This window comes from Fodinicurvata sp. EGI_FJ10296 (genome assembly GCF_040712075.1).
In the GTDB taxonomy this organism is placed as follows: Bacteria; Pseudomonadota; Alphaproteobacteria; order DSM-16000; family Inquilinaceae; genus JBFCVL01.
Genome location: NZ_JBFCVL010000007.1, coordinates 150,693 through 162,921 on the forward strand (window position 1 = coordinate 150,693; position 12,229 = coordinate 162,921).

The 12,229-nt window shown below is 64.2% G+C and carries 13 protein-coding genes; 6 read left to right on the plus strand and 7 right to left on the minus strand.

The window, feature by feature from the left end; genetic code table 11:
• The first annotated feature begins 6 nt into the window (after positions 1-6).
• The gene (locus ABZ728_RS16565) at positions 7-747 is read left to right on the plus strand and encodes a pirin family protein (RefSeq protein WP_366657345.1); all 741 of its coding nucleotides are present in this window, start codon (positions 7-9) and stop codon (positions 745-747) included.
• Positions 748-864: 117 nt separating this feature from the next.
• On the opposite strand, the gene ABZ728_RS16570 is transcribed toward ABZ728_RS16565, so the two are convergent.
• Positions 865-1,386: a MarR family transcriptional regulator gene (locus ABZ728_RS16570; protein WP_366657346.1), complete on the minus strand. Its 522-nt coding sequence runs from the start codon at positions 1,384-1,386 to the stop codon at positions 865-867.
• Between the two features lie 507 nt (positions 1,387-1,893).
• On the opposite strand from ABZ728_RS16570, the gene aguB reads away from it, so the two are divergent.
• Positions 1,894-2,796: an N-carbamoylputrescine amidase gene (gene aguB / locus ABZ728_RS16575; protein WP_366657347.1), complete on the plus strand. Its 903-nt coding sequence runs from the start codon at positions 1,894-1,896 to the stop codon at positions 2,794-2,796.
• 32 nt (positions 2,797-2,828) lie between these two features.
• On the opposite strand, the gene ABZ728_RS16580 is transcribed toward aguB, so the two are convergent.
• Positions 2,829-3,863, minus strand: a complete 1,035-nt coding sequence (locus ABZ728_RS16580; RefSeq protein WP_366657348.1) for a histone deacetylase family protein — start codon at positions 3,861-3,863, stop codon at positions 2,829-2,831.
• 229 nt (positions 3,864-4,092) lie between these two features.
• Between ABZ728_RS16580 and ABZ728_RS16585 the strand changes: the two genes are divergently transcribed.
• Entirely contained in the window at positions 4,093-4,437 is a 345-nt protein-coding gene (locus tag ABZ728_RS16585; protein WP_366657349.1) for a metalloregulator ArsR/SmtB family transcription factor, read from the plus strand.
• 44 nt (positions 4,438-4,481) lie between these two features.
• Here the strand turns inward: ABZ728_RS16585 and ABZ728_RS16590 are convergent, their stop codons facing one another.
• Positions 4,482-5,177, minus strand: coding sequence for an HD domain-containing protein (locus ABZ728_RS16590; RefSeq protein WP_366657350.1), 696 nt, complete (start codon positions 5,175-5,177; stop codon positions 4,482-4,484).
• Between the two features lie 63 nt (positions 5,178-5,240).
• On the minus strand, positions 5,241-5,753 hold the full coding sequence (locus ABZ728_RS16595) for an NUDIX domain-containing protein (protein ID WP_366657351.1): 513 nt from the start codon (positions 5,751-5,753) through the stop codon (positions 5,241-5,243).
• A gap of 148 nt (positions 5,754-5,901) precedes the next feature.
• Here ABZ728_RS16595 and ABZ728_RS16600 point away from each other — a divergent pair, with 148 nt between their 5' ends.
• Together ABZ728_RS16600 and ABZ728_RS16605 are read left to right on the plus strand one after the other, a co-directional pair.
• Complete coding sequence (locus ABZ728_RS16600; protein WP_366657352.1) at positions 5,902-7,323, plus strand: amidase; 1,422 nt, start codon at positions 5,902-5,904, stop codon at positions 7,321-7,323.
• Between the two features lie 97 nt (positions 7,324-7,420).
• Complete coding sequence (locus tag ABZ728_RS16605; RefSeq protein WP_366657353.1) at positions 7,421-7,702, plus strand: hypothetical protein; 282 nt, start codon at positions 7,421-7,423, stop codon at positions 7,700-7,702.
• 30 nt (positions 7,703-7,732) lie between these two features.
• On the opposite strand, the gene ABZ728_RS16610 is transcribed toward ABZ728_RS16605, so the two are convergent.
• The 3 genes from ABZ728_RS16610 to ABZ728_RS16620 form a co-directional block, all read right to left on the minus strand.
• A complete protein-coding gene (locus tag ABZ728_RS16610; RefSeq protein WP_366657354.1) occupies positions 7,733-8,374 on the minus strand; it encodes a trimeric intracellular cation channel family protein in 642 nt (213 codons plus the stop codon).
• Between the two features lie 74 nt (positions 8,375-8,448).
• Positions 8,449-10,062, minus strand: coding sequence for a cisplatin damage response ATP-dependent DNA ligase (locus ABZ728_RS16615; RefSeq protein WP_366657355.1), 1,614 nt, complete (start codon positions 10,060-10,062; stop codon positions 8,449-8,451).
• Positions 10,059-11,048 carry a ligase-associated DNA damage response exonuclease gene (locus tag ABZ728_RS16620; RefSeq protein ID WP_366657489.1) on the minus strand — a complete coding sequence of 330 codons (990 nt, stop codon included), beginning with the start codon at positions 11,046-11,048 and terminating at the stop codon, positions 10,059-10,061. Before ABZ728_RS16620 ends, ABZ728_RS16615 begins: the two co-directional genes overlap by 4 nt.
• A gap of 224 nt (positions 11,049-11,272) precedes the next feature.
• Between ABZ728_RS16620 and ABZ728_RS16625 the strand changes: the two genes are divergently transcribed.
• Complete coding sequence (locus tag ABZ728_RS16625) at positions 11,273-12,205, plus strand: PfkB family carbohydrate kinase (RefSeq protein WP_366657356.1); 933 nt, start codon at positions 11,273-11,275, stop codon at positions 12,203-12,205.
• The last annotated feature ends 24 nt before the right edge of the window (positions 12,206-12,229 follow it).

Here is a 12,229-nt window from a genome sequence, read left to right on the forward strand (position 1 = left end):
GGAACCATGAGCACAGCAGCACAGACGACAGAGGACACCAACATCGAACGGATCCCGTTCGAATCGCTTGGCGGCGCCGACCACGGCTGGCTGAGGGCGCGCCACCATTTCAGTTTCGCAAACTATCACGACCCGAACCGCACGGGTCACGGTCCGCTGCTGGTCTGGAACGACGACGAAGTGCAGCGCGGCGCGGGATTTCCGATGCACCCGCACCACGACATGGAAATCATTACCTATGTCCGCGAAGGCGCGATCACGCACGGCGACCACCTGGGAAATTCCGGGCGGACGGAAGCCGGGGACGTTCAGGTGATGAGCGCCGGCACCGGCATCAAACACAGTGAAATGAACCGCGAAGACGGGCGCTCGACGCTGTTCCACATCTGGATTCGCCCACACACTCTCGGCGTTACGCCGCGATGGGAGCAACGCCAGTTCCCCAAAGAGGCCCGCGACGGACGGTTCATCGCCCTGGCCTCCGGAAGGCAGGCCGATCTGGACGGGGGCGCGCTGTTGATCCACCAGGACGCGGCAGTCCTTGGCGCCTCACTCATGGCCGGTCAGACGACCGACTATCGAATCGGGGCCGGACGGCAGGGCTATATGGTCGTTTCCAGGGGCAAGGTGACCGTCAATGGCGTTGCGCTTTGCCTGCGCGACGGCGCTGTTATCCGGGACACGCGGTCACTGTCGATCACGGCTGACGAACCGGCGGAACTCGTTCTCGCCGACCTGCCGGTCTGACGGATCAAAGAGGGTTGCCGACGGTCAATTCTCGGCCGCCGGCAACCATTGCCGTCGAGACAATCGATGGCCCTTCTTATCGATGCAAAGCTGCCGGTATGTCTCTTGTGTGAGCAGTTATCGAGCTGCCGCGGTCGACAGATTGCCGTTGACGATCTTGAGCGCCCGGACGAGCGCTTCAACCTGATCGGCATTCAGCCCGTCGACCGCCTTGGCGTTCACGTCGGCCTCAAAGGTCAATAGCTGGTCCTTCAAGCTGCGACCCTTGTCCGACAGGAAGATATTGACCTTCCGGCGGTCGCGCGGATTTCGGACCCGCTGGACCAGGCCTCGCCGCTCCATGCCGTTCAGGGCTGTGACCGTCGTCGGCTCCATCATTCCGACACGGTGGCTCAGTTCTCGCTGGGTGAGGCCGTCTTCCTCCCATAGGGCCCGGAGGAAATACCAATGCCCGATAGACACCTGATGAGACGAAAGACGCAGGGCGAGTGTGCGCGACATCGCGCGCTGTGCGTCGCGCAACAGTTGCGCGATACCGTCAGGCTCCTCCACGGTGGAGGATTCGACCTCTAATTCGTCTTCTGCCTGCATGGACATGGCGGCATCCGTTTTTCTGTCGATGACTTCGGCGTTCAGCATATTGGCCCCCTCCTGCTCTTAAAGGGCGCAACAGCCCTCATTGCTTAGTAGATTAAGATCAAACGGTTCGCCAGACAAGAAAAAATTCGATATATGCCAAATCATACTGCGTGACGTTACAAATATAATTCTCTGTCATAGCCCTATATTTAACCCCCCGCTCCGAGTTTTGATTTAGTAACGGTCGCCATATCATGCTATTCTCCGCATAACGTTCGAAGAAAACTTCCAACGTTTTATTCGGCCATATCAACTCCGTCGATGTCTCATTTTTTCAGAGGCAACGATGTCCTTTCGAAGGCTGATATCCCGCACAGGTTGTTTAATGGAATCGATATGCCTATTTTTCTTGAATTTGTTCCGAAAAATTTTTGGATGATAATGCGAGAAGGTCGAACTTTCGCAGCAGCCGACCCCACCGGCGGTTGACGAAGGCTTGGGGCAGTCGTCATATCCACCGGGATTGTCCCATTCTGTGATGCTTTGAAAAATCGAGGAAAACCGCCCATGGCCCCAGTAACGCTGGCCGCAACCCAGACCGCGTGCGACTGGGATCGCAATGCCAATATCGACCGGGTCGAGGCACTTGTCCGCAAGGCAGCGGCGGCCGGTGCCGGCATCGTACTCCCACAGGAATTGTTCGAAACGCCCTATTTCTGCAAGGATCAGGAGCAGCGGTTTTTCGATCTGGCCCATCCAGCAAAGGGACATCCGGTAATAGAGCGGTTTGCCAGCCTGGCCAGGAGCCTGGGCATCGTCATCCCGGTGTCGTTTTTCGAGCGCGCGAACACGGCCTATTACAATTCCGTTGCCATGATCGACGCCGACGGTTCGGTGCTCGGCGTCTATCGCAAGAGCCACATTCCCGACGGTCCCGGCTATCAGGAGAAATTCTATTTCAATCCCGGCGACACCGGCTTCAAGGTGTTCCGGACACGCTTCGGCGCGATCGGCTGCGCGATCTGCTGGGACCAGTGGTTCCCGGAGTCCGCGCGGGCCATGGCGCTGATGGGCGCGGAGATCCTGATGTATCCCACGGCTATCGGATCGGAGCCTCAGGACCCCGAACTCGACAGCAGCGACCACTGGACCCGGGTGATGCAGGGGCACGCAGGCGCGAACATGATGCCCCTGGTCGCCAGCAACCGGATCGGCCGCGAGACCGGCAACAGTTGCGAGACGACCTTCTACGGATCCTCATTCATCGCAGGCGCGCAAGGTGAACTGCTGGCCCAGGCCAGCCGCGACCGTGAAGAGATCGTGACCGCCACCGTCGATCTGGACGCCATTCGCCGGGCGCGGGCCAGCTGGGGCGTATTCCGCGACCGGCGGCCGGATCTTTACGGTCCACTAACCACGCTCGACGGCCGGCTGCGTCATCCGGCCCATCGATTTGAACAGGACGCATAAGGGGGAGGCGCGGCGTCGGTCACAGCCCCCGATCAATCCAGGGCCCCTTCGAATGCCGTCAGCACGTTGCAGACATTGACCCCCAGCGCGTCCACGGCATAGCCACCTTCCATCACGAAATGGGTCGGCAGCGCCAACCCGGCGATGCGCTCGCCGATCCGGTTGAAATCATCGCTCTCCAGCTTGAATTTCGAGATCGGATCGTCCTTGTAGGTATCGGCGCCCAGCGACAACACCACGACGTCGGGACCGAAATCGGCAACGGCGGCGCAGGCAGTATCGAGGGCCTCGCCAAAACGCGCGTAGTCGGTACCGAATGGCAGCGGCAGATTGAGGTTGGCCCCCTCGCCCGCTCCGACTCCGCGCTCGTCGGCATGGCCGAGAAAATAGGGGTACTCCTCCATCGGATCGGCATGGATGGAAACCACCTGAACATCGCCCCGGTCATAAAATATGGCCTGGGTGCCATTGCCGTGATGATAGTCGACATCCAGGATCGTCACCCGATCCGCGCCGGCGTCACGCCAGGCCTGGGCCGCAATTGCGGCATTGTTCAGAAAACAGTACCCGTTATAGACATCCGCCGAAGCATGATGGCCGGGCGGCCGGCACAGCGAGAAGGCGGTGCGTTCGCCCGCCTGCATGATGTCGACACCCGTCAGCGCAACATTGGCCGAACTCGTTGCAGCCCGCCAGGTGCCGGCTGTGATCGGCGTGCCTGCATCGCCGGCATAGAATGCGATCCGGCCGTCAATGTAGCGCGGCTCCTTCTGACGGAGGCCCCGGACGAGCCAGTTCAGCGGCATGGCGTCGATCTCGCCGTGCAGCTTCGACCATTCGTCCCAGGCTGATTCCAGGAACGACAGATACGGCGCCGAATGGATTCGTCCGAGTGGGGCCGTGCCATGGTCCGTCGGAGCGTCGATCGCGCCCAACCCGACCTCGCGGACGCGGGCCAGGATGGTGTGGGCGCGCCGGGGCATCTCCACGACGGGCATCATGCGCCCCTCGTTCAGTTCGGCCGTGCCGTGCTGGCGTTCGTGATCCTTCGAATAGACAGTGCGCATCTTGCCTCGGTCTCTAATGGGGGGTGTGAGGTCTGGTACAGGTGTCCGTCTTGCAGTCGAATTCGAGGCGTCATTCAGGCGTGTCGGGCGGCGATGGTCAAGCATGACGGGAAACCCGATGCCAGAGACGTGCCGCCGGGTCTTGCCGCCGGGGCACCGGCCGCCCTAGACTGCGATACGGTCGACTGCTTTTCGGGCGACTGCGGCATCTGACACGAGAGCAAACCCCTTGCCCACTGGCGCCAAAACCGGCGAATCGCGCCTGAACGAAGACCAGACCATCGAACTGGCGGACATGTTCCGTCTGATGGCCGACCCGACGCGGCTGCGTATCATACTGGCCTGCCTGCACGAGGCCCAATCGGTCAGCGTTATGGCGGAGGCGCTGGGCCTGTCAGCGTCGCTGACCAGCCATCACCTGCGCCTGCTGCGCGCCGGCCGCCTCATCCAGTCGCAACGCCGGGGAACGCGGGTCTATTACCTCGTTTCCGATGCGCATATCCGCCGGACGCTGATCGACATGGTTGACCATGTCGCGGAATCGGCGCCCGAGGAGGACGCCGAAAACGTGTAATCCCACGGCTCCGCGTCATCCCGGCGGCATCGCTCCCCCAGGTTTCATTTCCCGGCACCCCGCTCGGGCAGCCAATATCCCGGACGACCATCGGCTTCGGCATAGAGACGGTCGACGAGCAGTCGGATAGCGTCGTCGGCACGCCGGGCCGGACGCATGCGATCGAACGTCATGGTACGAGAGACACCATGCTCGCGATGCGCCAGACCGCCGGAGCGGACGTTCTGCCCGAAGGCCTGCAGGCGGTCCAATGCGCGCGCAAATTCCGCTTCGGCGGTATCGCCGGTTTCGAACTCGCGCCACCAGGACCAGACGCGGTCGCGCAGGTCGTCGGGCAGCATGGCGAAAAGCTCTGTCGCGGCCGCCTCTTCCCGTTCAGCCTGACCCTCCCGGCCGACCGCGTCGTATGCGAATGTGTCTCCGGCGTGGATCTCGACCAGGTCGTGGACCAGGATCATCGCCAGCACGCGGGTGATATCGACATCGGCCCCGATCTCGTCCTTGAGCATCAGGGCATAGAGGGCCATGTGCCACGTATGCTCGGCGTCGTTTTCCGGGCGCGAACCATCGGTGAGCGGGTTGCGCCGCTCGATCCGCTTGTAGCGGTCGCAGAACAGCAGGAACTCGTGAATCTGCGTCAGGCGATCGGGCACTACCGGCGTCGGCTCGGGCTCGTCGGGTAGTTCCCGGGACCGGTCGGGACGGGTTCGGGCCGGGGTTCCGGAATTGGGGTCGGTCATCGGCAGCAATCTCCTGGTGCATTCGGCAAGTGTTCGTGTGCAGTTACAGGTCGGCGGCACGGGCTACCAGTCTCTGGCCAGCGGCCGGCGCCCGCGCCATTCCTCGATCCGGCGCAGACTCGACCCGCAGATATCGGGCGGCAGTTCGTCCAGATTGAACATGGCCGCGGCCGCGATTTCCAGCCGCGACGGCGGCCGCACGGGCAAATCGACGTCGGCCGTGATATCGCGGCTGACATAGACGGCAACATGATCCGACCATCCGACACCGAAATTGGCATAGAGGCCGAGCAGCCCGTCGACTGCGCCGACCCTGTGGCCGCTCTCTTCCCATGCTTCCCGGATCGCGCCCTCGTCCGCCCGCTCGCCGGTCTTCAGGCCACCGCCCGGCAGATGCCAGCCGGACACGTAGGTATGCTTGACCAGCAGGACATGCTCATCAGGTGACACGGCGAGCAGCCGGACCCCGATGCGGGGGACCGTCGACAGGGAAAGCAGGCGGCGCCGGGCCACCATCAGGGATCTCGCCAGAAACGACATGGCTTCTTCGTCGGCGCGGACAGCCGGTCTTGTCAAGGACGCTGATCTGGCACCCATTCAGAGCCACTCGCCTTGCGATCCCCCCCGGCCGCAGGTCTATACTGCCGGTCGAGACTGGACGTTCAGGCCGCCGACAGGCCAAAGAGCGCACCCGGCAGCACGACGACAGGCAGGAGGACTACCAGTGACCGACAGCACGCTCCCCACCGATCCGGCTCTCTGGCCGGCAACGGCGATGGTGACCGCCTATCGCGCCGGAACGCTTTCCCCGGTCGAGGTCGTTGCTGCCTGCCTGCGCGCCGTCGAACGCGACAACGGCAGATTGAACGCCTTTAACGCGGTCGACGCCGACGGCGCCTGTGCCGCCGCCCGCAAAAGCGAGGCGCGGTGGGCGGCCGGCCGGCCGATCGGCCCCGCCGACGGCGTTCCGGCCTCGGTCAAGGATATCGTCCTGGCCAAGGGCTGGCCAACGCTCAGGGGGTCGCGGACAACGGACCCGCTTCAGACCTGGGACGAAGACAGCCCCGTGGTGGCTGGCCTTCGCGACGCCGGGTGCATTCTTATCGGTCGCACGACGACACCGGAATTCGGCTGGAAGGGTGTGACGGACTCGCCCCTGACGGGCATCACCCGCAATCCGTGGGATGACTCGAAGACACCGGGCGGTTCGTCCGGCGGTGCCGCCGTCGCGGCCGCCTGCGGCATGGCGGCGCTGAATGTCGGCACCGACGGCGGCGGCTCCGTGCGCATTCCGGCCGCATTCACCGGGATTTTCGGGCTCAAGCCGTCCTTCGCCCGGATTCCCGTCCATCCGCCGAGCGTGTTCGGCTCGATCTCGCATGTCGGGCCTATGACCCGGACGGTTGCCGACGCCGCATTGATGATGCAAATCACGGCGCGATCTGACGACCGCGACTGGACCCGCCCGCCGTTCCCTGAACTGGACTTCACCGCGGCGCTGGATCGGCCGATGGCCAAATCGCGCATCGGCGTCGTCAAGACGTTCAACGGCCACCATGTCGATCCGGAAATCGCGGCCCTGTTCGACGATGCCGTAGAGGTATTCGCCGATCTCGGCGCCGATCTCCGGCCGGTCACGCTGCCGTTCGAGGGGATCGAGGAAATCTTTCGCATTCACTGGCACGGCGCTGCCGCCGTCGCCGTGGGCAACATTCCCGAAGCGCGCCGCAACCTGATCGATCCCGGGCTGCGCGCCATCGCCGAAGACGGCGACCGGATCACAAAGGCCGAGTACATTGCTGCGATGAACGAGCGGGCCCGGATCGGCGCTGCCGTTAATAAGCTATACCGGGATATCGACCTGCTGCTGATGCCGACGATTCCGATACCGGCGTTCGAAGCCGGGCACGACGTGCCGCCGGACAGCGCCTTTGGCGGCTGGCCCGACTGGACGCCATTTACCCCGCCGTTCAACCTGACCCAGCAACCGGCGGCCACAGTGCCCTGCGGTCTGACCGCCAGCGGCCTGCCTGCCGGTCTTCAGATCGTCGGCCCGATGCACGACGATGCCGCCGTGATGGCCGCCAGCCATGCCTTCGAGCAGGCCCGGCCCTTTGCCCTGCCGCCGCGCGTCACCGGCCGTTGACACCATTGGGAGGAATGACGATCTGTCCGGGGAATGTGGCATCAGGGGATGTGGCGCCGGGCCATCCATCCCCGGCCCCGGAATATTGGAGAACAAAGTGATACAAGAAATATTCGCGGCCTTGGTTGCCTTTTTCCTTGTCGAGCCGATGCAAGGACACATTGTAGACTCGTATGTCGCAAATGGCATGGACCGCGAACAGGCAACCGAAATCGCCACCTGTTTCACTGATCAGACACCGGCAATTCTGGCACAGGCCGGACACGATCCGATGCAGGCTTTCACAAACGCCATGAATTACTGGACAGGCCTGTCAGACATCGACGCCATTGTTGCAGATATGGCGCCACAATGTATGCAGAATACCGAAGTGGTCTGAGACAGGAAGGAGCAACAGAACGCTGCGGGTTTATTCCTTGTCGGCGGCTTCAGTCGGGGTTCGCCCCGGCCGAGACCTGTAGCGAGGAAAGGTCCAGCCGAAATACAGCGCACCGCTGCGAATGCCGAGCGCGACCAGAAAACCGGAGCCGGCGGCGAGGATGAGCGGCAAGCCCAGGCCGTAAACCGCCACAAACGTCACCGCCCCGGCCATTGCAGCCGCCACGTAAATCTCCGGCCTCATGAGAACCGACGGCTGACTGGCCAGCACATCACGCAGTATTCCCCCCAACGTGCCGGTGATCATGCCCATGACCACGGCCACGGTCGCGGAATCGGTCACCGCGAGCCCCTTGTAAGCACCGAAGACGCCGTAAGCCGACAAAGCCACGGCATCGAGCCACAGCAGCAATCGGTGCCGCGATTCAATCAGATGGGCTGCAAAATAGACGAGGACAGCTGTTGCGGCGCAAACCGGAATAAAGACCGGCTGCTCGACCCAGAACACCGGCACGCCGAGAATCAGATCCCGCGCCGTTCCCCCGCCAATACCTGTCACGGCGCTGAGAAACAGAAAGCCGACGATGTCGAGTTGCTGGCGCGACGCCGCAAGGGCGCCGGTCGCGGCGAATAGAGCAACGCCAACATAGTCCAGGAAAAAGATCGGACCCATCGGAACTGGCCTCGTCCGTCGGTGCAGGAGATCGGGCGCATGCGTTCGATAATGACATTTGCATACCGGTATGGCTAATCCCGGACCAGCGCCCGCAGCGTTTCCAGCCGATCAGCCTCGGCCGCCGGCTTGTCCCAGCGGATGCGGTGAATACGCGGAAAGCGCATCGCCAGACCGGATTTGTGGCGGGTGGACGGATGGATGCTGTCGAACGCGACTTCGAGCACCAGCCCCGGCGGCACCTCGCGCACCGGACCATAGCGGCGCACCGTATTGGCACGGATCCATTTGTCCAGCGCGGTCAGTTCGGCATCGGTGAAACCGAAATACGCCTTGCCCACCGGGACCAGCGCGTCCTGGCCGGTCTCGGGGTCCGGGCGCCAGGCACCAAAGGTGAAATCGGAATAATAGCTCGACCGCTTGCCATGGCCGCGCTGGGCATACATCAGCACGGTATCCAGCGTCAGCGCACCGCGCTTCCACTTGAACCACGGCCCCTTGGGCCGGCCGGCGACATAGGCGCTCTCGCGGTGCTTCAGCATCAGCCCTTCGTCGCCGGTGTCGCGGGCGCTGTCGCGCAGCACCCGCAGATCGTCCCAGCCGGCGAACGCGATCAGCGGCGAAATATCCATCCGCGCCGGTGCCGTTCGTTCGATCCAGCCCTGGAGCCGCGCGCGCCGCTGGTCGAACGGCAACGCGCGCAAATCAGCGCCCTCGTCCATGAGGATGTCGTAGACGCGCACCCAGGCCGGGTGCTTCTGCAGCAGACCGGCATCGACCGTCTTGCGATTGAGACGCTGCTGGAGGGCGTTGAAGCTCTGCACCGCGCCATCGGTCATGACGAGCAATTCGCCGTCGAGCACGGCATCGAAGGTCATGGCCTCGACGATATCGGGAAAGGCGGCGCCGATCTCATCGCCCGTGCGCGAGAACAGGCGTCGCTGCCCGCCCCGTGCGGCAAGTTGGACGCGGATGCCGTCGAACTTCCATTCGGCCCGATAATCGGCCGGATCGAGACGCAGGATGTCCTCTTCTTCCAGCGGATTGGCCAGCATCATGGGCCGGAAAACGGCGCGGTCGTCGATGCTGGGCCGGTCTGCGGTTCCGTCCAGCCAGGCGAACAGGTCGATATAGGGCGGCTCCATGCCGTGCCAGACTTCCTCGATCGCCGCCAGATCGGCGTCGTGCCAGGCTTCGGTCAGCGCCGTCTTGGCCAGCCGCGCCGACACGCCGACCCGCAGGCCGCCGGTGATCAGCTTGAGCAGGGCAAAGCGCTGCGTCGGCGCCAGCACATCCAGCCATCTCTCGACGACCGACGGCGCCGCACGGCGGCTGGTCGCGCGCAGCGTTTCCACGACTTCTGACAGGCTCAGATCGTGCGGCCCGGTCTCCGGCCCCGCCGCGTCGTCCGACGGGCCATCGGGCCAGACCAGCGACACGGTTTCCGCCAGATCGCCAACATAGTCGCAAGACCACGCGAACAGCTGCGGATGAATGCGCGCCGTCGCCAGACTGCGGATCGCACCCGCCTTGACGCCGGTAAAGTCGAGCGTACCGGCCAGCGCCGCAAGCGCATAACCACGGTCGGGGTCCGGGGTCGAGCGGAAATAGGCCGCCATGTGGCGCAGCTTTCCATTACGCGATGGCGTAAAGACGAGTTTCTCCATCAGGGCGGCGAAGCGCTTCATTCGCCACTCTCCTCATCATAGCCGAGCAGGTTGAGCGCCCGCCCGACCCGCCCCTGCAGTTCGACCGCCAGAATCAGGGCCTCTTCCCGGCCATGGGTGACCCAGACCTCACTGGCTTCGACCTCGTCGATCGTGCGCAGCAACTCATTCCAGTCGGCGTGGTCGGAAATGATCAGGGGCAGTTCGACACCGCCCTGTTTTGCCCGCTGACGAACGCGCATCCAGCCCGACGCCGCCGCCACGACCGGATCGGCAAGCCGTCGCGCCCAGCGGTCGGCAATCGCCGATGGCGGCGCCAGAACCAGTTCCCGCGCCAGATCGGCCTTTTTCATGCCGGTTGCCGGCGCCACGGCCCCCAACGGCACGCCGAACTGTTCATAAAGCGCGCACAGCGCCACCAGCGCCCCGTGCAGATAGATCGTCCGGTCATAGCCCGCACGGCGCAAAAGGGCGATGACACGCTGCGTCTTGCCCAGTCCATAGGTGCCGAGGGCATGGCTGCGTTCGGGAAACAGCGCCATGGACTCCAGCAGGCGTTTAATTTCGCCCGCCGGATCGGGATGGCGGAAGACCGGCAGACCGAATGTCGCCTCGGTCACGAACACGTCGCACGGCACCGGTTCGAACGGGGTGCAGGTCGGGTCGTCGCCGCGCTTGTAGTCGCCGGACACGACGACCCGTGCGCCCGCGTATTCCAGGACGATCTGCGCGCTGCCCAGGACGTGACCCGCCGGAACGAAGCGGACACTGACGCCGCCGATGGTCATGGGGTCGCCATAGACCGCCGGCTGCAGCCGCTCTCCGGCCCTTTCGGCATAGCGCACCCTCATGATGGCAAGCGTCTCCGGCGTTGCCAGCACGTTGCGGTGCCCGGGCCGGGCGTGATCGGCATGCCCGTGCGTGATCAGGGCCCGGTCGACGGCGCGCGACGGATCGATATAGAACGCACCTGGCCGACAATAGAGACCCTCCGGGCGTACCTCCATCCACGGCGCCTGTCGCGGCTGGTGAACGAGGTCGGTTGTTTCGGTGCTGTCGGTCGTCATGTCATCTGCTGTCGTTTCATCTGCCGTCGTTACCGTGCCATGGGTATGAAAATTGGACGGCATCGGGTCGGCGTCCATGGCTCCATTGACAAGCCCGACCGCGAACCCGCAATTCGTACGATCGCCGGACCCGCATCCGGCGGTCCACTGCTTTCGGTGACTCCATGCTGTGCCTCGGCGCCGCCCATATCGATGAAACCATTACGGCGACCGGACCCATTCGGTCCGGAACCTCCAATCCATGCGAAATCGCGACATCCTGCGGCGGCGTGGCATTCAACGTGGCAGTCGGGCTGGGATGCCTCGGCCATCCGGTCGCGCTATGCGCCCCCATCGGCCACGATGGCGACGGCGAGCGCCTTCGCCAGCGCGCGGCCGAAGCCAACGTCGCCGGCGACTGCCTGATAACCCGCACCGAACGGCCGACCGGGCGCTATGTCGCCGCGCTCGACCCCTCCGGCAATCTGACCTATGGCTTTGCCGACACGCGCCTGTGCGAAACCCTGACCCCTGGCGATCTGGAGCCGATTATCGCCAACCGACGCGATGACCGCGTCTGGTTCATCGATACCAATCTGCCGGAACCGGTATTGTCGATGCTGGCGGCCCGGTGTCCGCCACAGACCTGCCTGATCGCCGATTCCGTGTCGGTGGCGAAGGCGCCGCGGGCCGCCTGCCTCGTCGGACGCGTCACCATCCTGCGCACCAACCGTGCCGAAGCCGAGGCCATACTTGAACGCCCGGGCGTTCCCCTGGTTTCGCTGGCCCGCGCGCTGGCCGACCGCATGGCGGCCTCGATCGTTCTGACCGACGGCGCCCACGGTACCGTCGTCGTCGCCGGATCGGGCGAGCGGGCGCCGGCCTGGCTGGTCCCGGCGCCCAGCGTTACGACGGTCGACGTCACCGGGGCAGGAGACGCCGCTACGGTCGGAATGATCCACGGATTGGCCATGGGGCTGCAACTGGCCGACGCTGCGGTCGTCGGGCATGCCGCTGCCGCCGTCGTCCTTTGCCGGTCCGGGGCCGGCTTCGACGCCGTGACACCCGCGCTGCTGGCTGACAATGCGGCGAGGGTTATGCCATATCTTGCGCTCTGACCCGCACTCTCCAGACTTCATGGT